This is a genomic window from Streptomyces sp. NPDC050485 (assembly GCF_044458185.1).
In the GTDB taxonomy this organism is placed as follows: domain Bacteria; phylum Actinomycetota; class Actinomycetes; order Streptomycetales; family Streptomycetaceae; genus Streptomyces.
This window is the reverse complement of sequence record NZ_JBITHR010000006.1, coordinates 313,227-335,693: the sequence shown is the minus strand read 5'-3', so window position 1 is coordinate 335,693 and position 22,467 is coordinate 313,227. Positions and strand designations below refer to the sequence as shown.

Here is a 22,467-nt window from a genome sequence, read left to right as displayed (position 1 = left end):
ACTGGCGATTTCTGCAGGCCAGCGCCCCACCCCGGTTTGTGCCTTGCTACGAGAGCGCGCGCGGTCCACCGGACGGCACGGGCGGCCGACCCCCGGTGGTGTCCGCGCTCACTCCTGACCGTCGTCGCGCAGCTCGAAACCCAGGGCCGCGGCCGCCGCGGTGGGGGCGGGCTGAGCCCAGCGCTCGGCCATCGCCTCCCGCGAGGACAGCGAGCGCAGTTCCGCGCGGTCCAGGTACAGCGTGCCGTTGAGGTGGTCGGTCTCGTGCTGGACGATGCGGGCCGGCCAGCCGGTGAACACCTCGTCCACCTCGCGTCCGTGCTCGTCGAGCGCGCGCAGGCGGACGTTCTCGTGCCGGGCGACGACCGCTCCCCAGCCGGGCACGCTCAGGCAGCCCTCGAAGAACGCGGCCCGGCCGGGCCCGACGGCGTCGTACGACGGGTTGACCAGGACCCGGAACGGCTGCGGGATCCGGCCCCGCACCTGCCGGACCTCCTCGGAGACCTCTGCCGGGTCCTCGATGACCGCGAGCCGCAACGGGAGGCCCACCTGCGGCGCGGCGAGACCGACCCCGGGGGCGGCGTGCATGGTGGCGCGCATCGCCTCGATCAGCCGGCCGAGCCGCCGCCGGTCGAGCCGGTCGTCCACCGGGTCGGCGGGCCGGCGCAGTACGGGGTCTCCGGCGGAGACGATCGGCAAGGGGCCGGAGCCGGCGAGGAGTTCGTCAACGAGATCGGTGAGCGCGGGGGACGACATGCGGACAGCATGCCAAGAACGATCACGTGGTGCGTACACCGGGTTCATGTCGGCCCTGTGAAAAATCCGGCCTTCCGGGAATGCACGACCGGAATCGGATCTTTCCCTTGAAGGACCTTGAAGGACCTTGAAGGACCTTGAAGGACCTTGAAGGACCTTGAAGGACCTTGAAGGACACAGTCGGCTGCTGCCGCTGACTGTCCGGCGTTGCCTCATGCCGAGCGAGGAAGACAGGGAGACCATGCCCAACGCATCCGTCCGCACCGGGATACCGGCGCATCCGCTGGACAATCCCGCGTACGCCTCGCTTACCGGGCCGCACGCCCTGTTCGCCGAGGGGCGCGGCAGGGTGCTGCGCTACCCGACCGATGTGTCGCCCTGGCTTGCCCTTCCCCCGGATCCGGAGGCCGCCGACTGGTCGGATCTGGCCGCGCTGGCCGGGCCCGGCGCGGAAGTGGCGCTCGCCGGAGTGCGGGTCGCGACGCCCGCGGGCTGGGAGGTGACGTTCGACGTCGAGGGCGTGCAGCTCGTCGACGAGGCGGTGGACGTCCGCCCGGACGAGGAGGCGGTACGGCTCGGCGCGCACGACGTGCCCGACATGCTCGCCCTGGTGGAGCGCACCCGGCCGGGGCCGTTCCTGCCCCGTACCGTCGAGCTCGGCACCTACCTGGGCATCCGCCGGGGCGGGCAGCTGGTCGCGATGGCCGGCGAGCGCCTGCACCCGCCGGGCTGGACCGAGATCAGCGCGGTCTGCACCGACGCCTCCTTCCGCGGCCGGGGGCTCGGTTCCCGCCTGGTCCGCGCGGTCGCCGCGGGCATCAAGGAGCGGGGCGAAACACCGTTCCTGCACACCGCCGCCGCCAACACCGGTGCCATCGGCCTGTACGAGTCGCTCGGCTTCCGGCTCCGCCGCACGACGCGGTTCACCGGGGTCAGGGTGCCGCGGGAGAGGCCCGCCGGGTAGCGGGCACCCGGCCCGCTGGAGCGGCGGTGGTTCAGTCCTCGACCCGGGTCCAGCCGGCCACCGGCCCCGGCGCCGAACCGTCCGGCGGCGTGACCCAGAACGCCCGGCCCCGCCCGGCGTCGAAGTGGGCCCCGCTCCGGCCGTCGCCGGAGGACCTTCCGGTGACCCGGCGTCCGATCCACGGCACCAGATGCTGCCGGGCGAACCGCAGGTCGGTGCTCCGGCGGGCGGTCCAGCCGGGCTGCACGGCGGGCGGCAGCGGCGCCCGCCAGTCGTCTTCGGGGTCCAGGCCCAGCGTCTGCCAGACCGCCTCGGCCACCCTGCGGTGCCCCGCCGCCGTCAGGTGCAGCCGGTCCACGTCCCAGAGCCGGGGGTCGCCGAGGACCGGGGCACCGTACAGGTCGACCACCAACGCGCCGTGCCGGTCGGCGAGTTCATCGACGTACGAGAAGAGCTCCTCCATGCGGGGCCGGAAGCGTTCCATCACCGGGCCGCGCCGTCCCGGGCTGCGCATCAGCACGAGCTGCTTGCAGGCGGGGGCCAGTTGCTCGACGGCCTCCGCGAGGAGTCCGCGCACCCGGCCCATGTCGCACTTGGGCCGCAGCGTGTCGTTGAGGCCGCCGACCAGGGTGATGACGTCCGGGCGCAGCTCCGCCGCGGCGGCCGCCTGCTCCTCGGCGATCTGCCCGATGAGCTTGCCGCGCACGGCGAGGTTCGCGTAGCGGAAGCCGGTTGTGCGGGCCGCGAGACGGGTGGCGAGCACGTCGGCCCAGCCCCGGTAGGACCCGTCGGGAAGCCGGTCGGACATGCCTTCGGTGAAGGAGTCCCCGATCGCGGCAAAGCTGGTGTAGGCAGCATTCATCTCCATGGCGGAGCGATCCTACCGCGCGGTAGTGTCCGCGGCCCGGGCGTTGCGGGCAGGCAGAGCGCCGCCCGCCCCTGATCGGAATGGCCCGCACGGGGCCTGTCCGTCGGGGGCGTTTCGCGGTATGCCAGGAACACGTCAAGTTTTTGGTCCGCGGCCGGGCCGGCCCCGCGAGAGAGCGAGCGTGCGATGTTGTTCACCACAGCCTTTTGGAAGGCCACCGCCGAGCGTGCCATCCGCACCTTCGCCCAGGCACTCGCCGCCGTTCTGACCGCCGGTGCGACCAACCTCTTCGACGTGCGGTGGACCGCGGCCCTGGCGACCGCGGGTCTCGCCGCGCTGCTCGCCGTCCTGATGGCGATCGGAACGTCCCAGCTGGGGCAGGCGGGCCCGGGCCTCACCGAGACCACGAACCCGCCGCACCCCGCCAAGCCCGCACCCTGAGCAGAAGCAGGATCACGAACCCCGGCCGCTAGACCGCGGACCCCGGCTGCCCCACGAGCTCCCGCAGCACGTCCTCCATCGTCACCAGGCCCGCCAGCTTGCCATCCTCGTCCTGGACCGCGGCCAGGTGCGTACGGCTGCGGCGCATCGCGGTCAGGACGTCGTCCAGCGGTGTCGCGGCGCGGACCCGGGCGATCGGCCGCAGGGCCGCGACCGGGAACGCCACATCGCGCGGCGCCGCGTCCAGCGCGTCCTTGACGTGCAGATAGCCCAGGATGCGGCTGTCCTCGTCCACGACGGGGAAGCGGGAGAACCCGGAGCCGGCGGCGAGCCGCTCCAGTTCCGCCGGGGTCGTGCCGACCTCGGCGCGCACCACCTTGTCCAGTGGCATGACCACGTCCCGCACCGGTCGGCGCCCCAGTTCCAGGGCGTCGTGCAGCCGCTCGGTCGCCCGCTCGTCAAGGAGTCCGGCGGCGCTCGCGTCGGTGACCAGCCGGGCCAGTTCGTCGTCCGAGAAGGTGGCCGCGACCTCGCTCTTGGCGTCCACCCTGAGCAGTTTCAGGAGAGTGTTGGCGAAGGCGTTGATCGCGAAGATCACCGGGCGCAGCGCCCGCGCCAGCGTCACCAGCGGCGGGCCGAGCAGCAGAGCGGTGCGCGCGGGCTCGGCCAGCGCGATGTTCTTCGGCACCATCTCGCCGAGCAGCATGTGCAGATACGTCGCGACGGCCAGGGCGAGCACGAAGGACACCGGGTGGACGAGCCCGGTCGGCACGCCCACCGCGTTGAAGACCGGCTCGACCAGGTGGGCGATGGCCGGTTCGGCGACCACACCGAGCACCAGGGTGCACAGCGTGATGCCGAGTTGCGCGGCTGCCATCAGGGCCGAGACGTGTTCCAGGCCCCAAATGACGCTGCGGGCACGGCGGTTCCCGTCCTCGGCGAGCGGTTCGATCTGGCTGCGGCGTACCGAGATCAGCGCGAACTCCGCACCGACGAAGAACGCGTTGACGACCAGGGTCGCCAGGCCGATCAGGAACTGGATCGCGATCATCGGCCGGCCTCTTCGTCGTCGCCCTCGGCGGCCGGCGGCGCGTGCAGCAGCACGCGGGCCGCGCGCCGCCCGGTCGCGTCGACCACGTCCATCCGCCAGCCGGCGAGCTCCACGCTGTCGCCGGCCCTCGGTATCCGTCCCAGCTCGGTGGCGATCAGACCCGCGAGGGTCTCGTACGGGCCGTCCGGCACCCGCAGCCCGATGACGGCGAGCTGGTCGTCGCGGGCGGCGCCGTCCGCGGAGTAGAGGGTGCGGCCGTCGGCGTCCTGCCCGGCGGCTGCCAGGTCGGGCGTCTCGTGCGGGTCGTGCTCGTCACGCACCTCGCCGACGACTTCCTCCACGATGTCCTCCAGGGTCACGACGCCCGCGGTGCCGCCGTACTCGTCGATGACGACGGCCATGGTGCGCTTCCCGTACAGCTGGTCCAAGAGCCGGTCCACGGTGAGCGTTTCCGGTACGAGCAGCGGCTCGCGCAGCAGCGCGGTCACCGGGTGGCGGTGCCGGCGCTCGGCCGGTACCGCCAGGACGTCCTTGATGTGCGCGATGCCCACGACCGAGTCGAGGCTGCCCCGGTAGACGGGGAAGCGGGACAGGCCGGTGGCGCGGGTCGCGTTGGCGACGTCCTCGGCGGTGGCCTGGACGTCGAGCGCGGTGACCTGCACGCGGGGCGTCATCACGTTCTCGGCGTTGAGCTCGGCGAGGTTGAGGGTACGGACGAACAGCTCGGCGGTGTCCGCCTCCAGGGCGCCCTCCTTGGCCGAGTGCCGGGCGAGCGCCACCAGCTCCTGCGGGCTGCGCGCGGAGGCGAGCTCCTCGGCGGGCTCCAGGCCGAAGCGGCGCACCAGGTGGTTGGCCGAGTTGTTGAGGTGGCTGATCAATGGGCGGAAGGCCGCGCTGAACGCGCGCTGCGGGGCCGCGACGACCTTCGCGACGGCGAGCGGCGAGGAGATGGCCCAGTTCTTGGGGACCAGCTCGCCGACGACCATCAGGAACACGGTGGAGAGCACCATGCCGATGACCAGCGCCACCGAGCTCGCGGCCGACGCGGACAGGCCGAGCGATTCGAGCGGTCCGCTGATGAGCCTGGCCATCGACGGCTTGGCGATCATGCCGATGACCAGGCCGGTGACGGTGATGCCGAGCTGGGCGCCGGACAACTGGAAGGTGAGGCTGCGGACGGCCTTGAGGGCACTGGAGGCGCCTCGTTCGCCGCGCTCGACCGCTCGCTCCAGATCGCTGCGCTCGGCGGTGGTGAGGGAGAACTCCGCTGCGACGAACACCCCGCAGACCAGCGAGAGCAGCACGGCCACCAGGAGCAGGAGCACTTCGGTCATCGGGTCACCTCCGTCCCATGATCGGCCAGGGGGAGGCGGTGCGCGCGGTGTCGCGCGGCGGTACTGGTACTGGGAGGCTCGCCCATGGGCGGACGCTCACACCTTTCAGTCAGTGGGTAAATGTGATGCACCCATGGTAAAGCAGTGGCAAAGCGCGGTCGGGTGGGGTCCGGGCTCAGCCGAGCGGCTTCACCCAGCGGCGCCACTGCTCCTCGGGACCGTATCCCGCGGCCTGCCAGGCATGCGACGAAGGCCACCGAGAGCGGCACCGCGAGCGCGCGGACAGCAGCGGTCGGCCCTTGTGTGCGAGGAAACCGCGCAGGGTCGCCCTCAGCAGTGCCGATCAGCTCGTGCGCGGTGTATCGGATCCGGGGTCGCCCGATGGTTGCCCGGAGTGCGCCCGGCCGCCCGAGAGAATCCGCATCCGCTCCAGGACGGCCGCGGCGGTGGGCCGCGGCATCCGGTCCACGATCCGGCCGTCGCCCAGGAACAGCACCAGATCGGCGTGACCGGCGGCGCCCGGGTCGTGGGTCACCATCACCACCGTCTGGCCGAGCCCGTCCACCGCCTGGCGCAGGAACGCCAGGACCTCCGCGCCCGCCCGCGAGTCCAGATTGCCCGTCGGCTCGTCCGCGAAGATCAGCTCGGGCCGCGACGCCAGCGCCCTGGCGCACGCCACACGCTGCTGCTGGCCCCCGGACAGCTGCGCCGGACGGTGCCCCAGGCGGTCGCGCAGCGCCAGGGTGTCGATGACCTGGTCCACCCACGCGCGGTCCGGTGTGCGGCCCGCGATGTCCATGGGCAGCGTGATGTTCTCGGCGGCGGTGAGCGTCGGCAGCAGGTTGAACGACTGGAACATGAAGCCGATCCGGTCCCGCCGCAGCCGGGTCAGCTCGCGCTCCCTGAGCCCGGTGATCTCGGTGTCCCCGAGCCAGACCTGGCCCGCCGACACGGTGTCGAGCCCGGCCAGACAGTGCATCAGGGTCGACTTCCCCGATCCCGAAGGACCCATCACCGCGGTGAACCGGCCGCGGGCGATGTCCACGTCGACCGCGTCGAGGGCGAGGACCGCGGTCTCCCCGCTGCCGTACGCCTTGGTCAGTCCGCGCGCCCGCGCGGCGACCGGCTCCCCGGGCTCCGTGCCGTACGCGCGTGCCGTCGCAGGTGTGGACAAGGCCGCCTCCCCGTGTGTGGCGTCATGGCCGTTCCAACTCCCGTACCGCATACGAGAGTAGAGGCCGCGGGCGCGGCGCCGCCATCCTTCGCGGGGCCGGTGCCGGGCGGCAGATGTAAGGGCCACGGTTGCGCTCCGCGAGCCGTGACCGACCGGCGCGGGCGAATCCGGATCCCCGCGCGGTACCTATTCGTCCGGGCCCAGCGGGGGTCGCCGCGCCACCCCGAGGACGCACGGTGAGGTCGGGGTCGGGATGCCGCGCGCGGGCACCCGGAGATGGCGGTGGGCGACGATCTCGAAGCCCGCCGCCTCGATCGCGCCGAGCGGGTCGCGCGCCGTGTGGCAGCCACCGAACAGCCTCGGCCACACCGTGCGGTCCACCCCGCGCTGCACCGCCGCGAGCGCCCGCCCCTCGGCTCGGCCGTGCTCGAAGAACCGCAGCTCACCGCCCGGACGCAGCACCCGGCGGATCTCTCCGAGCGCCCGGGGAAGATCGCGTACCGAACACAGCACGAGCGAGGCGACCGCCGCGTCGAAGGCCTCGCTCTTGACCGGGAGCGCCTCCGCCGAGCCGGGCACGACATCCACCGGCACCTCGGCCCGCAGCGAGGCCCGGACCGCCAACTGCCGCAGGGTGCGCTCCGGTTCGATCGCCACCACCTCGGAGACGGCCGCCGGATAACGGGAGAAGTTGAGTCCGTTGCCCGCGCCGACCTCGATGACACGCCCCGAGAGCCCGTCCAGGAGCTCCCTGCGATATGCGGCGATTCCGGCCCTGTCGTCGGCCGCCACGCTGAACCGCGCGTAGAAGCGCGCGAACACGGGGTGGTGCACGGCATCCGGGGCGATCTTGGTGCGCTGCGCCATGTCGGACCTCCTGAGCCTGGCGGGCAGCCGATTACCGCCATTGTCCCCGCGCCCGGCCTCCTCACCCGTCCGCGGACTCCGCGAAGCAGAACTCATTGCCCTCGGGGTCCCGCATCACCTGAAAGGTCCCCTGGGCGTCGGTGACCGGCCCGCCCACCGGGACCGCCCCGCGCCGCACGGCCGCGGCCCGCGCCCGGCGCACGTCCTCGACCGCGAGGTCCAGGTGCAGCCGGTTCTTGACCGCCTTCTCCTCCGGTACCCGCTGGAAGGCGAGCCGCGGCGCGCCCGGCGGATCGACGTACGCCCACGCGGGGTCCCGGACCACCGGCCGGCCGCCGAGCACCGAGGACCAGAACCGGGCGAGCCGGGCCGGGTCGGCGCAGTCCACGACGAGCTGCCCGAGGCGGGCCCGTAACACAGCCATCAGATGCTCCAAACACCGCCGAGCGCCGGGGCGAGCCAGCCGGCCGCTCGGGTACGGAAGTCGGCGGGCGCCAGCCGTCCGGCGCCCTCGGGCACGGTGCCAAGCAATGGTGCACCGGCCGACTCCGGAAGGTCCGCGAGATTGCACCGCGAGGCCAGATCCGGTTCGGCCGGCCAGCTGCCCACGACGACCCCGGCGAACTCGATCCCGCGGGACCTGAGGGCCTCGCCGGTCAGGGCCGTCGAGTTGAGTGTGCCCAGTCCGGCGGGCGTCACCACCAGGACGGGCGCTTCGAGCAGGCGAGCCGCGTCCGCGAGGGTGCCGCCCGCGTCGTCGAAGCGGACCAGGAGCCCGCCCGCGCCCTCGACCAGGACCAGATCGTGCTCGGTGGCCAGCTTCGCCGCCGCCTCGGCCGTCCGCTCGGGCCCCACCGGCACCATGGACGCCCGGCGGGCCGAGGTGTTCGGCGCCAACGGCTCGGGGAACCGGGCCAGTTCGACCCCGGTCACCGCCTCGCCCGCGAGCCGGCGCACCTCGAAGACATCGCCGGGCTCACCCGGCGCGACCCCCGTCTGGGCCGGTTTGAGCACGGCCACCGAACGGCCGCCGGCGAGCGCCACGGCCGCGATGGCCGCCGTGGTGATCGTCTTGCCGATCTCGGTCCCCGTACCGCTCACGAACAGAACCGTCATCTCAGCCCTCCCGCGCCGCCGCGCACACCGCACGGCAGATGCGCGCCAGATCGTCGTCGCCCGTCACATACGGCGGCATCGTGTACACCAGATCGCGGAACGGCCGCAGCCACACGCCCTCGCGGACCGCCGCCGCGGTCGCCGCCGCCATGTTCACGTCGTGATCCAGCTGTACGACGCCGATGGCACCCCGGACCCGGACATCCCGGACGCCCTCGATCGAGCGGGCCGCGTCAAGGCCGTCGAGCAGCCCCGCCTCCAGGCGCTTGACCTCGCCCTGCCAGTCCTGGCCGAGCAGCAGGTCGATGGAGGCGAGGGCCACCGCGGCGGCCAGCGGATTGCCCATGAACGTCGGACCGTGCGCGAGCACCGGTACCTCGCCCGACGAGATGCCCTCGGCGACCCGGGTCGTGCACAGCGTCGCCGCCATCGACAGATAGCCGCCGGTCAGCGCCTTGCCGACGCACATGACGTCCGGCGAGACCGATGCGTGATCGGCCGCGAAGAGCGCGCCGGTGCGGCCGAAGCCGCTGGCGATCTCGTCGAAGACGAGGAGCACGCCGTGCTCGTCACAGGCCTCGCGCAGCACCCGCAGGTACTCGGGCGAGTGGAACCGCATGCCGCCCGCGCCCTGCACCACCGGCTCCACGATCACCGCGGCCAGCTCGCCACAGTGCCGCGCGATCGTCTCGCGCAGCTCACGGGCGTACGGCTCCTCGAACTCCACCGGCGGCGGTCCCACGAACAACTGCTGGGGAAGCGCGCCCTGCCACAGCTCGTGCATCCCGCCGTCCGGGTCGCACACCGACATCGGCTGCCAGGTGTCGCCGTGGTAGCCGCCGCGCCAGGTCAGCAGCCGCTGCTTGCCCGGCTGTCCGACCGAGCGCCAGTACTGCAGGCACATCTTCACGGCGACCTCGACCGCGACCGAACCCGAGTCGCTGAGGAAGACGTGCTGGAGCGGCTCCGGCGTGATCTCGACCAGCCGGGCGGCGAGCCGGACGGCGCTCTCGTGGGTGAGCCCGCCGAACATGACATGGCTCATCCGGTCCAGCTGACCGCGCGCCGCCTCGTTGAGCACCGGGTGGTTGTAGCCGTGCACGGCCGACCACCACGACGACATGCCGTCGATCAACTCGCGCTGCCCGTACGCCGGTTCGGCCAGTCGCAGCCGGACACCCGACGCCGACTCGACGAGCAGCTGCTCCTGCCGGTTGGGCATCGGGCCGTACGGATGCCAGACGTGCCGGCGGTCCAGATCGAGCAGTTGGGCGGGGGAGTACTCAGGCATTGGGCGCGAGATCCGTTCCCGCGCCTCGGCGGCGGACGGCCACCAGATCGGTACGCGCCTGATCCGCGGCCGCCTGCTCGGGCACCTCGGAAGCGCTCCCACCGCAAGGACCGCAGCCGCCGCCCTCGTGCGAGCCGCAGCCCGCGGCGGCGAGCGCGTCGGCGCGGTGCTCGGGGAGGGTGGTGGTGCCCGTGCCCTCCACCTCGAACCCGGCGTCCGCGATCATGTCGAGGTCGGCCTGGCCGGCTTGGCCCTCGCTGGTCAGGTAGTCGCCCAGGAAGATCGAGTTGACCAGGTGCAGCGCGAGCGGCTGCATCGAGCGCAGATGCACCTCGCGGCCGCCCGCGAGCCGCACCTCGACGTCCGGGCAGACGAACCGGGTCATCGCCAGGATGCGCAGGCAGCGCTGCGGGGTGAGGTTCCACTCCTTGGCGAGCGGGGTGCCCTCGAACGGAATGAGGAAGTTCACCGGGACCGAGTCCGGGTCGAGGTCGCGCAGCGCGAAGACGACGTCGACCAGGTCCTCGTCGGACTCGCCCATGCCCGCGATCAGACCGGAGCAGGCCGACAGACCGGCGTCGTGCGCCTTGGTCACGGTGTCCACGCGGTCCTGATAGGTGTGCGTGGTCGTGATGTCCCCGTACGTCCCCTCGGACGTGTTGAGGTTGTGGTTGTACGCGTCGGCCCCGGCGGCGCGCAGCCGCTCGGCCTGGCCGTCGGAGAGCAGACCGAGGCAGGCGCAGATCTCGACGCCCTCGTTCTGCTCCTTGATCGTCTCGATCGTCTCGGAGACCCGGGCGATGTCCCGGTCCGTGGGGCCGCGGCCGCTGGCCACCAGGCAGACCCGCTTCGCACCGCCCGCGACACCCGCGGCGGCCGCCTTCGACGCCTCGTCGGGCTTGAGCCAGGTGTACTTCAGGATGTCGGCCTTGGAACCGAGCCGCTGGGAGCAGTACGAACAGTCCTCGGGGCACAGGCCCGACTTCAGATTGACCAGATAGTTGAGCTTCACCCGGCGTCCGAACCACTGGCGGCGCACCCGGCCGGCCGCGGCCACCACATCGAGCAGTTCGTCGTCGGAGGTCGCCAGTACGGCGAGAGCCTCTTCGCGGGTCGGCAGTTCGCGCCGCAACCCCTTGTCCACCAGCGTGTTCAGCAGGTCCATGGCGCCGATCTTCGCCTACCGCACCGCCCGAGGCCAAGGTAGGGATCCCACAACACGAGTGGTTTGAGGTGTGTGGATCGCCACACCCTGACCAGGCATGGCACCGGCTAGGGTCTGTGGGCAGCCTACAAAAAGGGACTCCACCATGCCCCGAGCGCCGTTCGACTGGATCGACGTGGAATCGGAGCGCCGCGAGCGTGCGGGACTGGTCCGTACGCTCCGGCCGCGCGCCGCCGACCAGGACCTCCTGGACCTGGCGAGCAACGACTACCTGGGGCTCACCCGGCACCCGGCGGTCACCGCGGGCGCGGCGGAGGCGGCCCACCGCTGGGGCGCCGGCGCCACCGGTTCCCGCCTGGTCACCGGAACCACCGCGCTGCACGCGGAACTGGAGCGGGAACTCGCCGAGTTCTGCGGCTTCGAGGCCGCCCTCGTCTTCTCCTCCGGGTACGCGGCGAACCTGGCGGCGCTCACCGCGCTCGGCCCCCACGGCTCGCTGATCGTCTCCGACGCGGGCAACCACGCCTCCATCGTCGACGGCTGCCGGCTGGCGCGGGCCGGTACGGAAGTCGTGCCGCACGCCGACCCGGCGGCGGTCCGCAAGGCCCTGGACGCCCATGGCGGACCCGGGCTCGTCGTGTCGGACTCGGTGTTCTCGGTGGACGGCGACGCCGCCCCGCTGGCCCAACTCGCCGAAGCCTGCCGGGAGTTCGGTGCCGCACTGGTCGTGGACGACGCGCACGGGCTCGGGGTGCTCGGCGCGGGCGGACGCGGCGCGCCGCATGCGGCCGGACTCGCGGGCGCGGAAGACGTCGTCGCCACCGTCACCCTGTCGAAGTCGCTCGGCAGCCAGGGCGGCGCGGTCCTCGGCCCCGCCCGGGTCATCCGGCACCTGGTCAACGCGGCCCGTACCTTCATCTTCGATACGGGGCTCGCTCCCGCGTCGGTCGGCGGAGCGCTCGCGGCCCTGCGACTGCTGGGCGCGGAACCGGAGTTGGCAGGCCGGGCCCGGGCCGTCGCGGCCGAACTGCACGCACGGCTCACCGCCGCGGGGCATCTGGCGGTGCACCCCGACGCCGCGGTGGTCTCCGTGCGGGCCCCCTCGGCGGAGGCGGCGGTCGCCTGGGCGGCCGACTGCCGCGCGGCCGGGCTCGTGGTCGGCTGCTTCCGGCCGCCGTCGGTTCCGGACGGCATCTCGCGGATCCGGCTGACCGCCCGGGCGGATCTGACGGAGCGGCAGATCGACACGGCGGTGGACACGATCCTGCGGACCGCCCCCACCGCCTGACGGGCTATCAGTTATCGGCCGAGAGTGCCGAGATGAAGCTGTGCCAGGCCGGGGCGCCGAAGAGCAGCGCGGGGCCCTCGATCCGCTGGGAGTCGCGCACGGCCAGCAGCTCACCCTTGAGCCTGGCCGTCTCGACGCAGTTGTTCATGCCCACGCTGCGGCTGCTGCGCCGCCACGGGGCACCGTTGAGGGATGTACTGGAAGGAACGTGCGCAGGGCGTGCGGACATTCATGCCTCCCCACCCGCCGCGGAGGGGCCCGGTTCTTCCCGGGCTATCCGGGCGATGAGATCCAACGAGTCCTCGCAGGAGAGCGCGAGCGACTGAACGGTCTGGAACGCGGCGCTGTACGCCTCAAGGTCTTCTCTCCGTTCGAGATAGAGGCTACTCGTCAAATGGTCGAGAACGACCACATCCAGATCTGAAATGTCCGGAAACGAAAAGATAATGAAAGGCCCGTTGATTCCGACGTAGCCGCCGTAACGGAAAGGGATGACCTGCAACCGGACATGGGGCCACGCGGCGGCCGCCAGCAGATGCTGTAACTGATCGCTCATGGCCGCCGGTCCGCCCACCTGGCGCCTCAGTACCCCCTCGTCGAGTACCGCGCTGAGGGCGAGCGGCGGATCGCCCCGCAGCACCTCCTGGCGGGCGAGGCGCACCTCCACGAGCGAGTCCACCTTGTCCGGCGGCAGGGAGGTGAGCGCTGCCCGGGTCACCGCCCGCGCGTACGCGGGCGTCTGGAGCAGCCCCGGCACCACCGAGGTCTCCAGCGTGCGCGCCGTGCGCGCCTGCGACTCCAGGCTGATGAAGTCCCGGTACTGCGGCGGGAGCAGACCCCGGTACGCGCGCGCCCAGTGCTCCCCGCCGCCGTCCGCGGAATCGGCCAACGCCTCCAGGAGCACGCGGAGTTGGGGATCCCGTACCTCGTACGCGTCGAGCAGCCGGGCCACGTCCGCGGGCTTCGCGCCGCTGCGGCCGGTCTCGATGCGGCTCACCTTCGACTGGTGCCAGCCGACCAGGCGGGCCGCCTCCCCGCTCGTCAGACCCTTTCGGTCGCGCAACCCGCGCAGTTTCTCGCCCAGCTTGCGGCGGTGCACCGCCGGTCCGTGCCACATGGCCGTCTCCTTCGCCTCCGGCGCCTTCGGCGATGGGTAAGTGTGAGCCCAAATACGCTCCCCTGCCGCAGAGTTCACCGCTTTGAGCGACAGATATATGCATATCTTGGTGGATCGCACCCAAGACCGGCACGATGAGTGGCACTCTGGCGCGAAGCACAATCCGAGGCCGACGTCGTCTCCGTGAGCGCTCATCCGCCAGGAGTCCTCTAGCCGGCCCGGGTGGGAAAGGGACAGCGTCGCCATGGCAGACCATCTCGAAGCATCAGTCACTCTGCCGAGCGAACCCGCCTCGGTCTCCGTGGCACGGCGATACGTCGCCGAGGTCCTCACCGATTGGGGCCTGCCGTCCGACGACGAGACCGCCGACACGGTCCGGCTCATCGTGTCAGAACTGGCCACCAACGCCGTACAGCACACCTTCGGCCAGTCCCCCACCTTCACCGTGGACGTCCAGCTGGAACGCGAGGAGGAGCTGCGGGTCGGGGTGACCGACAGCCATCCGCGCTGGCCGAAACGATTGCCCGCCGCCGTCCAGCAGGACAACGGCCGGGGCATGGTGATCATCCGCTGGCTCGCGGTCGAGTGCGGCGGCCGGCTCTCGGTCGCGCCCACCGCGGACGGCGGCAAGACGGTCTGGATCGCCCTGCCGTGGACGGCTGCGGTGCAGAGCGGCTAGCCCCCGCCCCGGAGCCACTCTGGGGGGGAGCGGGCCGTCGTCCCGGTGCGTGGGCGCGCGCACCGGGACGACCTGGTTGACGGACCGTCAGCTGGGCCGTCGCCCGGCAGGCGGTCAGCCGACCCGCCCATACCAGACGGTGTGGCTCCAGATCCGTTCGAGGCGGACCACCGCGCCGGTCTTGGGGGAGTGCCAGATCTTCCCGTTCCCGGCATAGATCCCCACGTGGTACACGCGTCCTGACGAATGGAAGAACACCAGGTCACCGGCCTTGCGGGAGGAGGCGGAGACATGCCGGGAGTTGTTGTACTGCTGCTGCGCCGAGCGGGGCAGCTTCCGGCCCGCCTGCTTGAACGAGTAGAGCGTGAGCCCCGAGCAGTCGAAGCGGTGCGGTCCCGCGGCCCCGTACTGATAGGGCGACCCCTTCTTCGACTCGGCCACATGGAGCGCCTTGGTGGCGACGGCCGCGGCACTCGCCTCGGCGCACGGCGCCAGTATGGTTCCCCCCGCCACGGCGACGGTGAGGGCCGTGACGGTGCGGAGACGGAACAGCAGAGACGGGACGTGTGACGGGACATCTGTCTGCGCAGTCATGTCCAACCCTTCGTCAAACCGCCTGCGAAGGATGACCTGTCGGGTTCGGGCCGGCGAAGACGCCCGGCCGTCTGAACGGCTTCACCCCGAGGGACGGCCGACGGCCGGCCATCCCGAAGAACGCGGGTCCTCCACTCCTGCCGGTCCACTCCTGTCGACCAGTCGTCCGGAGCGGCGGCAGGACTCGGCGTCCGCCCGGACCGCCCCGCCGCGGTGGCGGGGGCTTGTCGTCCCAGGGATCTTCACGCACTGACTGTCATATTTACGTATCAAAACGGCTTTTTGTGGTGTTGCTCACGACTGACCTGTTCGGGTGGACACAGGTGGTTTCTTACCCCCGTAAGAAGGGCTGATGAGCCTCTCACCAGCGACGGAGCGATCGATTCCGCACGTTGTCCAGGCGCCATAAGGAGCCCATAAGGGTCAGCGGACGTAGCCGCCGGTGGGCCGAACGTGGGTACCCCGTCTGGTCCGTTTCGTCGGCCCCATGAGCGTGTCGGATGTCGCCGCCGCGCGCGGCGGCCTCAACCGGTGGTCTGCGGCGGCACCGTGAGCCGTCCCGCGCGGCGCTCACCGTCCAGCACCCGCAGGGCGCGGGTCAGCGTCCGGGCGTGCACCCGGGTCTCGCCGCGCAGATGCATCAGGGTGAGCGCGTCCTTCAGTGCGGCCGCCCGCCCGACCAGGGCCTGCGCGGCCCGCAGCGCGCCGTAGGTGTCGGGGCCGTGCGCCGGGTTGATGCGGCCGAGCAGATCGACCACTTCGAGGTAGCAGTCGATGAACTCGGCCTCGGCCCGCGTCAGTGCGGGCAGCGGCGGAAGTTCCGGTGGCAGCACGGCGGTTCACCGTCCGCGCAGCGAGGTCTTGCGGCTGACGAGTACGTGGTCGGCGAGTCCGTACGCCACCGCGCCCGCGGCGTCGAAGACCACGTCCCGCTCGATGTCGGCGGCCACCTGCTGGGCGGTCCGCCCGGTGTACCGGGCGAGCAGCTCGGTCAGGAGCGTGCGGCCGCGCAGCAGTTCGGCGGCCTGGATCTCCAGATCGGAGGGCTGGCCGCGCAGCGGCTCCTCGATCGCGGGCTCCTTGAGGAGCACCCGGGAGGCCGGCTGCACCAGGCGTTTGCCGGGCGCGCCGGCCGCGAGCAGCAGCGCGGCCACCGAACCCACCTGGCCCAGGCAGAACGTCTGCACGTCGCAGGTGACGAACTGCATCGTGTCGTGGATCGCGGTCATCGCGGTGAGCGAGCCGCCGGGGGAGTTGATGTAGAGCGAGATGTCCCGGTCGGGATCGGCGTGCTCCAGGTGCATGAACTGGGCCATCACATCGTTGGCCGAAGCGTCGTCGACCGGGGTGCCGAGAAAGACGATCCGCTCCTCGAAGAGCTTGGAGTACGGATCGAGCGTGCGGACCCCGGAGGCGGTGCGCTCCGAGAACTCGGGCAGGACATAGCGGGCGGCAGGGCGCTGGGTCATGACGTACCTCTCCTCGACCGGATACCTCGACCAGATGTAAAAAATGTACAGGACGTACAGATCGATGAGAGGTGGTTTCGCTCTCGGCGAGCGGGGGCCTGGCTCAATAGGCGCTCTCCCGGTGATCCCCGGGGGTGGCTAGCGTGCGTCGGCGCGGGGGTCACCTGGGGAGAGGGCTCACTGACGTGTTCTATTACGCATTCCGTCTCGTGGTGCTGGTGCCGCTGCTGCGGTGGCTGTTCCGCCCGTGCGTCGAAGGGGCGGGGCGGGTGCCCGGGGCAGGTGCGGTGATTCTCGCGGGGAATCACCAGTCGTTCACCGACCAGTTCCTGCTGGGGGTGACGCTCAGGCGCCGGCTGACCTTCCTGGCCAAGCAGGAGTACTTCACCGCGCCGGGGCTCACCGGCCGGGCGACCGCGGCGTTCTTCCGCGCGCTCGGACAGATCCCGGTCGACCGCTCCGGCAAGGCCGCGGCCCAGGCTGCGATCGACACGGCGCTCCAAGTGCTCGGCGCGGGAGGCGTGTTGGGGGTGTTCCCGGAGGGGACGCGTTCGCACGACGGGCGGCTCTACAAGGGCAAGGTGGGGGTGGCGGCGATGGCGTTGCGGTCCGGCGCCCCGGTGGTGCCGGTCGCGATGATCGGGACGTTCGAGGCCCAGCCGAAGGGGCGGCGACTGCCCCGGCGCGTCCCCATCACGATCCGCTTCGGTGAGCCGCTGGACTTCTCCCGCTACCACGGGATGGAGGACGAGCGCCTCGTGCTGCGGGCGGTGACGGACGAGATCATGTACGCCGTGCACAAGCTGTCCGAGCAGGAGTACGTGGACGTGTACGCGGCCGAGGCCCGGGTGGCGAGGGAGGCCGGGGCGGCGGCCGCCTGATGTGCGGGGCGCGGGCCGATCCGGGGGCTCGGTCCGCGCCCCGCAGGGCGGTGCCTGGGTGCCATGCGCAGGGCTCTGACCTGCGCACCCGTCGATTCGCGCGGGTCCTACGGGCCCTGGCGACGGAGTCTAAGCTGGGGAGCATGGCCTACGAGATTCCGGTGACGCAAGCCCGCGCAGAGCTCGCCGAGCTGATCAACCGTGTCGTGTACGGCGGCGAGCGCGTGGTGGTGACGCGCCACGGCAAGCCGCTCGTCGCCCTGGTCTCCGCCGCTGACCTGGAGAAACTGGAGAGCGAGCCGCGGCAGCAGGAGGAGCAGGTGGCCAGCTCCGTCTCGTCCGTACGGCCCCTGACCACCGCCCCCGGCGAGCACCGGCGCTTCGGGATCGCCGCCGAGCACCGGGGTCCGCACGTCGGCGACTGAGGGGTGAGCGCGGGCCGCCGCGGCCGCGCTCCGCATCCGGAGCGGCCCTGCCGTGGCACTCCGGGTTGATGATCATGCGTTCGCAAAGCGCCAGTTAACGCGCCGGAAAAACTTCCGCTCTAACGTGCAATGCCTGGCCGAGGGGCCGGGAGAGGCCGGTCAACAGGATGTTGAAATCGGATACGGTTCCGCTGCGTTCGGGCGGAAAGTACCTGGTCCGGTCGGCTCCGCCCCAAACGCTCGCTGGGTCCGTCCACGGCTGTCCGTGAACGGAAGGGCACAACTGTGAGGTGGGAAGCGTGCAACTGACGCCGCACGAGCAGGAACGCCTGCTCATCCATGTAGCCGCCGATGTGGCGGAGAAGCGCAGGGCCCGCGGGGTGAAGCTCAACCACCCCGAGTCCGTCGCGCTCATCACCTCGCACATCCTCGAAGGCGCCCGCGACGGCCGCACCGTCGCCGAACTCATGGCATCCGGACGGAAGTTGCTCTCCCGCGACGAGGTCATGCCGGGCATCCCGGAGATGATCCACGACGTCCAGGTGGAGGCGACCTTCCCGGACGGCACCAAGCTCGTCACCGTCCACGACCCGATCGTCTGACGGGGGAGCGCCGCCGTGATTCCCGGAGAGATCCTCTTCGCCGACGACCCCATCGCCCTCAACGAGGGCCGTGAGACCGTGCGGCTGACCGTCCTGAACGCCGCCGACCGCCCCGTCCAGGTCGGCTCCCACTACCACTTCGCCGAAGCCAACCCCGGTCTGAACTTCGACCGAACGGTTGCCCGGGGCAAGCGGCTCAACATCGCCGCGGGCACCGCCGTCCGCTTCGAACCCGGAATCCCCGTCGACGTAGAACTCGTCCCCCTGACCGGACTGCGCATCGTCCCGGGTCTGCGCGGCGAGAGTGGAGGTGCCCTCGATGGCTGAGCTCGACCGTGCTGTCTATGCCGACCTGTTCGGCCCCACCACCGGCGACCGCATCCGGCTCGCCGACACCGACCTGCTGGTCGAGATCGAGGAGGACCGCTCCGGCGGACCCGGCCGCGCGGGCGACGAGGCGGTGTTCGGCGGCGGCAAGGTGATCCGCGAGTCGATGGGCCAGGCCCGGACCACGCGGGCCGAAGGCGCGCCCGACACCGTTGTCACCGGCGTCGTCGTCATCGACCACTGGGGCATCGTCAAGGCCGACATCGGCATCCGCGACGGCCGGATCACCGGCATCGGCAAGGCCGGCAACCCGGACATCATGGACGGCGTCCATCCCGAGCTCGTCATCGGCCCCGAAACCGAGATCATCGCGGGCAACGGGAAGATCCTGACCGCCGGCGCCGTGGACACCCACGTCCACTTCATCTCGCCCACCCTCATCGACCAGGCCCTCTCCTCCGGCATCACCACGCTGGTCGGTGGCGGCACCGGACCCGCCGAGGGCACCAAGGCCACCACCATCACACCGGGGCCCTGGCACCTGGCCCGGATGTTCGCCGCCCTGGAGAACGCGCCCGTCAACATCGGTCTGCTCGGCAAGGGCAACACCATGTCGCGCGAGGCCATGCACTCCCAACTGCGCGGCGGCGCCCTCGGGTTCAAGATCCACGAGGACTGGGGCGCCACCCCCGCCGTCATCGACGCCTGCCTGAGCGTCTGCGACGAGACCGGCGCCCAACTCGCCATCCACACCGACACGTTGAACGAGGCGGGCTTCGTCGGCGACACCCTCGCCGCCATCGCGGGCCGCTCGATCCACGCGTACCACACCGAAGGCGCGGGCGGCGGCCACGCCCCCGACATCATCACGGTGGTCTCGCAGCCCAATGTGCTGCCCAGCTCCACCAACCCGACCCGGCCGCACACCGTCAACACCATCGAGGAACACCTCGACATGCTGATGGTCTGCCACCACCTGAACCCGGCGGTGCCGGAGGACCTCTCCTTCGCCGAGTCCCGCATCAGGCCGTCGACCATAGCGGCCGAGGACTTCCTGCACGACCTCGGAGCCATCTCGATCATCTCCTCCGACTCCCAGGCGATGGGCCGGATCGGCGAGGTCGTGCTGCGTACGTGGCAGACCGCGCACGTCATGAAGGTGCGCCGGGGCGCGCTGGCCGGCGACGGCCGGGCCGACAACCACCGGGTCCGCCGCTACGTCGCCAAGTACACGATCAACCCGGCGGTCGCCCAGGGCCTCGACCACGAGATCGGCTCGGTCGAACCGGGCAAGCTCGCCGACCTCGTGCTGTGGGAGCCCGCGTTCTTCGGCGTCAAGCCGCAGCTCGTGATCAAGGGCGGCCAGATCGCGTACGCGCAGATGGGCGACGCGAACGCGTCGATCCCCACCCCGCAGCCGGTGCTGCCCCGGCCCATGTTCGGCGCGTACGGGAAGGCGCCCGCGGCCAACTCGCTCAACTTCGTGTCCCGGGCCGCACTTGAGGACGGGCTTCCCGAACGCCTTGGGCTGGACAAGAAGTTCGTGGCGATCAAGAACACCCGCCGGGTCGGCAAGGCGGACATGCGCGAGAACGACGCGCTGCCGGACGTCAAGGTCGACCCGGATACCTTCACGGTGACCATCGACGGTGACGTGGTGGAACCGGCACCGGCCGCCGAACTGCCCATGGCCCAGCGGTACTTCCTCTTCTGACGGGCTGTCACCACATGAGTCGCGCAGCACTGCTCGTCCTCGCCGACGGCCGGTTCCCGGCCGGTGGCCACGCCCACTCGGGCGGCGCCGAAGCGGCCGTCAAAGCGGGCCGCATCCGCACCGCGGCCGACCTCGCGGAGTTCTGCCGGGGCAGGCTGCACACCGCGGGCCTCACCGCCGCCGCGCTCGCCGCGGCGGCGGCCGCGGGCCTCGACCCGCTCGCCCTGGACGAGGCGGCCGACGCCCGCACCCCCTCGCCCGCGCTGCGGGCCACCGCCCGCAAGCTCGGCCGCCAGATGATGCGGGCGGCGCGCGCGACGTGGCCGTGCGCCGAGCTCGACGCGCTGGCCGCGGCCCGTCCGCGCGGCGCCCACCAGCCGATCGTGCTCGGCCTCGCCGCCCGGGCGGCCGGGCTCGGGCCCGAGGAGGCGGCGCACTGCGTGGCGTACGAGACGGTCAGCGGTCCGGCGACGGCCGTCGTACGCCTGTTGAGCCTCGACCCGTTCGACGCGACGGCCGTGCTGGCCCGGCTCGCACCGGAGCTGGACGCGGTGGCGCGGCGGGCCGCGCATGCCGCGACGGAGGCGGCGGTCGAGGGGCTTGATGCGCTGCCCGCGTCGTCGGCTCCGCTGCTGGACATCACGGCCGAGGCGCATGCGGCTTGGGCGGTGCGGCTGTTCGCGTCATAGCCCCCTCTTGCCTCCGTACTGGGGGCTCCGCCCCCAGACCCCCGATCGCCCTGAACGGGCTCGTCCTCAATCTCCCCCCAAGGCCTCAAGGGCCAGGGGGGAACCCATGACGGGCTGAGTAGGTTGCCCACTCCCAAGGAGCCGCCCCATGCACCTCGACCACTCCCACGAAGGCCCCGCCGCCGTCAGCGCGGACGCGCGCCGTCCCGATGGCACCCGGCGGGCGTTGCGCGTCGGGCTCGGCGGGCCCGTCGGGTCCGGCAAGACCGCCACCGTCGCCGCGCTCTGCCGGGCCCTGCGCGACCAGCTCTCCATCGCCGTCGTCACCAACGACATCTACACGCGCGAGGACGCCGAATTCCTGCTGCGCAACGCCGTGCTGCCGCCCGAGCGGATCCAGGCCGTGGAGACCGGCGCCTGCCCGCACACCGCGATCCGCGACGACATCTCCGCCAACCTCGAAGCCGTCGAGGACCTGGAGGAGGCGGTCGGGCCGCTCGATCTGATCCTCGTCGAGTCCGGCGGCGACAACCTCACCGCCACCTTCTCCAAGGGCCTGGTCGACGCCCAGATCTTCGTCATCGACGTGGCCGGCGGCGACGACATCCCGCGCAAGGGCGGCCCCGGCGTCACCACCGCCGACCTGCTCGTCGTCAACAAGACCGACCTCGCCCCGCACGTGGGCTCCGACCTCGGCCGGATGGCCCGCGACGCCAAGGAGCAGCGGGCCGAACTCCCCGTCGTCTTCCAGTCGTTGAGGGCAGAGGACGGTGTCGCCGAGGTCGCCGGCTGGGTGCGGGAGCAGCTCGCGGCATGGGTGGCCTGACCGCCGGCGCGACGGGCCTGCGCGCCACGGCCCGTATCGTCGCCACCCCCGAAGGCCTGCCCGTACTCGAAGGCGGGGGCCCGCTCGCGCTGCGCCGCACCCGGGCGAGCGGCACCTGGCACCGCGTCACCGTCATCGGCGCGATGAGCGCCCCGCTCGGCGGCGACCGCATCACCATCGAGGCCGAGGCGCGCGACGGGGCGCGGCTCGCCGTCGACTCGGCCGCCGCCACCATCGCGCTGCCCGGCCGCGGCGGCGAGCGGGCGCACTACGACGTACGGCTCACCGTCGGCGAGGGCGCCGAACTGCGCTGGCTGCCCGAGCAGCTCATCTCCGCGCGCGGCAGCGACCTGCGGATGCGCACCCGGATCGACCTTGCGCCCGGCGCCCGCCTGGTGTTCCGCGAGGAGCAGGTGCTCGGCCGCCACGGCGAAGCACCCGGCACCCTCGCCACCCGCCTCACCGTGCACCGCGCGGGCCGCCCGCTCCTCGACCAGGAACTGGCATACGGGCCGGGGGCGCCCGGCGGCTGGGACGGGGGAGCGGTGCTCGGTGGACACCGGGCAGCGGGCCAACTGCTCGTCGTCGGGCCGGAGTTCGCCGACCGGCCCGCCGAACCCCGGATGCTCGGCGAGCACGCCGTGCTCACCCCGCTCGCCGGACCCGCCTTCCTCGTGACGGCGCTCGCCCCGGACGCCCGGCTGCTGCGCCGGACGCTCGACGAGGTGCTGCGGGCGGGGCCTCACGACACGCCGACCGCTCAGCGGAACACCGCGTACCGGCTATCGGTTCGGTAAAGAATCACCCGTACGGCCTGTGCACAGCGGGC

At 72.0% G+C, this 22,467-nt stretch carries 27 protein-coding genes and 1 riboswitch; of the genes, 12 read left to right on the top strand and 15 right to left on the bottom strand.

The window, feature by feature from the left end:
* Positions 1–108: 108 nt before the first annotated feature.
* The gene (gene def / locus ACIBK6_RS15685; RefSeq protein WP_399051767.1) at positions 109–756 is read right to left on the bottom strand and encodes a peptide deformylase; all 648 of its coding nucleotides are present in this window, start codon (positions 754–756) and stop codon (positions 109–111) included.
* Positions 757–997: 241 nt separating this feature from the next.
* Here def and ACIBK6_RS15680 point away from each other — a divergent pair, with 241 nt between their 5' ends.
* Entirely contained in the window at positions 998–1,720 is a 723-nt protein-coding gene (locus ACIBK6_RS15680) for a GNAT family N-acetyltransferase (protein WP_399051766.1), read from the top strand.
* 31 nt (positions 1,721–1,751) lie between these two features.
* Here the strand turns inward: ACIBK6_RS15680 and ACIBK6_RS15675 are convergent, their stop codons facing one another.
* Positions 1,752–2,588, bottom strand: a complete 837-nt coding sequence (locus ACIBK6_RS15675) for an SGNH/GDSL hydrolase family protein (protein WP_399051765.1) — start codon at positions 2,586–2,588, stop codon at positions 1,752–1,754.
* A gap of 186 nt (positions 2,589–2,774) precedes the next feature.
* On the opposite strand from ACIBK6_RS15675, the gene ACIBK6_RS15670 reads away from it, so the two are divergent.
* Positions 2,775–3,029, top strand: coding sequence for a holin (locus ACIBK6_RS15670; protein WP_399051764.1), 255 nt, complete (start codon positions 2,775–2,777; stop codon positions 3,027–3,029).
* Positions 3,030–3,057: 28 nt separating this feature from the next.
* Here the strand turns inward: ACIBK6_RS15670 and ACIBK6_RS15665 are convergent, their stop codons facing one another.
* From ACIBK6_RS15665 to bioB, 8 genes are all read right to left on the bottom strand, one after another.
* Positions 3,058–4,080: a hemolysin family protein gene (locus ACIBK6_RS15665; protein WP_399051763.1), complete on the bottom strand. Its 1,023-nt coding sequence runs from the start codon at positions 4,078–4,080 to the stop codon at positions 3,058–3,060.
* Positions 4,077–5,414, bottom strand: a complete 1,338-nt coding sequence (locus ACIBK6_RS15660; protein ID WP_399051762.1) for a hemolysin family protein — start codon at positions 5,412–5,414, stop codon at positions 4,077–4,079. Before ACIBK6_RS15660 ends, ACIBK6_RS15665 begins: the two co-directional genes overlap by 4 nt.
* A 343-nt stretch (positions 5,415–5,757) precedes the next feature.
* A complete protein-coding gene (locus tag ACIBK6_RS15655) occupies positions 5,758–6,588 on the bottom strand; it encodes an ABC transporter ATP-binding protein (RefSeq protein ID WP_399051761.1) in 831 nt (276 codons plus the stop codon).
* Positions 6,589–6,774: 186 nt separating this feature from the next.
* On the bottom strand, positions 6,775–7,455 hold the full coding sequence (locus ACIBK6_RS15650; protein ID WP_399051760.1) for a class I SAM-dependent methyltransferase: 681 nt from the start codon (positions 7,453–7,455) through the stop codon (positions 6,775–6,777).
* A gap of 61 nt (positions 7,456–7,516) precedes the next feature.
* Positions 7,517–7,879, bottom strand: coding sequence for a VOC family protein (locus ACIBK6_RS15645; RefSeq protein ID WP_399051759.1), 363 nt, complete (start codon positions 7,877–7,879; stop codon positions 7,517–7,519).
* Complete coding sequence (gene bioD, locus ACIBK6_RS15640; protein WP_399051758.1) at positions 7,879–8,571, bottom strand: dethiobiotin synthase; 693 nt, start codon at positions 8,569–8,571, stop codon at positions 7,879–7,881. The genes ACIBK6_RS15645 and bioD overlap by 1 nt, the downstream gene beginning before the upstream one ends.
* 1 nt (position 8,572) lies before the next feature.
* Positions 8,573–9,862, bottom strand: a complete 1,290-nt coding sequence (locus ACIBK6_RS15635; protein ID WP_399051757.1) for an adenosylmethionine--8-amino-7-oxononanoate transaminase — start codon at positions 9,860–9,862, stop codon at positions 8,573–8,575.
* Positions 9,855–11,027, bottom strand: a complete 1,173-nt coding sequence (bioB, locus tag ACIBK6_RS15630; RefSeq protein ID WP_399051756.1) for a biotin synthase BioB — start codon at positions 11,025–11,027, stop codon at positions 9,855–9,857. Before bioB ends, ACIBK6_RS15635 begins: the two co-directional genes overlap by 8 nt.
* A 145-nt stretch (positions 11,028–11,172) precedes the next feature.
* Between bioB and ACIBK6_RS15625 the strand changes: the two genes are divergently transcribed.
* Positions 11,173–12,315, top strand: a complete 1,143-nt coding sequence (locus tag ACIBK6_RS15625; protein WP_399051755.1) for an 8-amino-7-oxononanoate synthase — start codon at positions 11,173–11,175, stop codon at positions 12,313–12,315.
* A gap of 7 nt (positions 12,316–12,322) precedes the next feature.
* Here the strand turns inward: ACIBK6_RS15625 and ACIBK6_RS15620 are convergent, their stop codons facing one another.
* Complete coding sequence (locus tag ACIBK6_RS15620; RefSeq protein ID WP_399051754.1) at positions 12,323–12,544, bottom strand: DUF397 domain-containing protein; 222 nt, start codon at positions 12,542–12,544, stop codon at positions 12,323–12,325.
* Positions 12,545–13,432: a helix-turn-helix domain-containing protein gene (locus tag ACIBK6_RS15615; RefSeq protein WP_399051753.1), complete on the bottom strand. Its 888-nt coding sequence runs from the start codon at positions 13,430–13,432 to the stop codon at positions 12,545–12,547.
* A 244-nt stretch (positions 13,433–13,676) separates the two neighbouring features.
* Between ACIBK6_RS15615 and ACIBK6_RS15610 the strand changes: the two genes are divergently transcribed.
* Positions 13,677–14,111 carry an ATP-binding protein gene (locus ACIBK6_RS15610; RefSeq protein WP_399051752.1) on the top strand — a complete coding sequence of 145 codons (435 nt, stop codon included), beginning with the start codon at positions 13,677–13,679 and terminating at the stop codon, positions 14,109–14,111.
* 114 nt (positions 14,112–14,225) lie between these two features.
* Here the strand turns inward: ACIBK6_RS15610 and ACIBK6_RS15605 are convergent, their stop codons facing one another.
* From ACIBK6_RS15605 to ACIBK6_RS15595, 3 genes are all read right to left on the bottom strand, one after another.
* Positions 14,226–14,705 carry a C40 family peptidase gene (locus ACIBK6_RS15605; RefSeq protein ID WP_399051751.1) on the bottom strand — a complete coding sequence of 160 codons (480 nt, stop codon included), beginning with the start codon at positions 14,703–14,705 and terminating at the stop codon, positions 14,226–14,228.
* A 4-nt stretch (positions 14,706–14,709) separates the two neighbouring features.
* Positions 14,710–14,905: riboswitch (cyclic di-AMP (ydaO/yuaA leader) on the bottom strand.
* A 324-nt stretch (positions 14,906–15,229) separates the two neighbouring features.
* Positions 15,230–15,538 carry a hypothetical protein gene (locus tag ACIBK6_RS15600; RefSeq protein WP_399051750.1) on the bottom strand — a complete coding sequence of 103 codons (309 nt, stop codon included), beginning with the start codon at positions 15,536–15,538 and terminating at the stop codon, positions 15,230–15,232.
* 6 nt (positions 15,539–15,544) lie between these two features.
* The gene (locus ACIBK6_RS15595) at positions 15,545–16,174 is read right to left on the bottom strand and encodes an ATP-dependent Clp protease proteolytic subunit (protein WP_399051749.1); all 630 of its coding nucleotides are present in this window, start codon (positions 16,172–16,174) and stop codon (positions 15,545–15,547) included.
* A gap of 185 nt (positions 16,175–16,359) precedes the next feature.
* Between ACIBK6_RS15595 and ACIBK6_RS15590 the strand changes: the two genes are divergently transcribed.
* The 8 genes from ACIBK6_RS15590 to ACIBK6_RS15555 all read left to right on the top strand — a co-directional run bounded on the left by ACIBK6_RS15590 (position 16,360) and on the right by ACIBK6_RS15555 (position 22,435).
* Positions 16,360–17,055: a lysophospholipid acyltransferase family protein gene (locus tag ACIBK6_RS15590; protein WP_399051748.1), complete on the top strand. Its 696-nt coding sequence runs from the start codon at positions 16,360–16,362 to the stop codon at positions 17,053–17,055.
* A gap of 143 nt (positions 17,056–17,198) precedes the next feature.
* A complete protein-coding gene (locus ACIBK6_RS15585) occupies positions 17,199–17,480 on the top strand; it encodes a type II toxin-antitoxin system Phd/YefM family antitoxin (protein WP_399051747.1) in 282 nt (93 codons plus the stop codon).
* A 299-nt stretch (positions 17,481–17,779) separates the two neighbouring features.
* The gene (locus ACIBK6_RS15580; protein WP_329466479.1) at positions 17,780–18,082 is read left to right on the top strand and encodes an urease subunit gamma; all 303 of its coding nucleotides are present in this window, start codon (positions 17,780–17,782) and stop codon (positions 18,080–18,082) included.
* Between the two features lie 15 nt (positions 18,083–18,097).
* Entirely contained in the window at positions 18,098–18,409 is a 312-nt protein-coding gene (locus ACIBK6_RS15575; protein WP_399051746.1) for an urease subunit beta, read from the top strand.
* Positions 18,402–20,123, top strand: coding sequence for an urease subunit alpha (locus tag ACIBK6_RS15570; RefSeq protein ID WP_399051745.1), 1,722 nt, complete (start codon positions 18,402–18,404; stop codon positions 20,121–20,123). Before ACIBK6_RS15575 ends, ACIBK6_RS15570 begins: the two co-directional genes overlap by 8 nt.
* A 14-nt stretch (positions 20,124–20,137) precedes the next feature.
* Positions 20,138–20,812 carry an urease accessory protein UreF gene (locus ACIBK6_RS15565; RefSeq protein WP_399051744.1) on the top strand — a complete coding sequence of 225 codons (675 nt, stop codon included), beginning with the start codon at positions 20,138–20,140 and terminating at the stop codon, positions 20,810–20,812.
* Positions 20,813–20,960: 148 nt separating this feature from the next.
* Complete coding sequence (gene ureG / locus ACIBK6_RS15560; protein WP_399051743.1) at positions 20,961–21,638, top strand: urease accessory protein UreG; 678 nt, start codon at positions 20,961–20,963, stop codon at positions 21,636–21,638.
* On the top strand, positions 21,626–22,435 hold the full coding sequence (locus ACIBK6_RS15555) for an urease accessory protein UreD (protein WP_399051742.1): 810 nt from the start codon (positions 21,626–21,628) through the stop codon (positions 22,433–22,435). The genes ureG and ACIBK6_RS15555 overlap by 13 nt, the downstream gene beginning before the upstream one ends.
* Positions 22,436–22,467 lie beyond the last annotated feature (32 nt).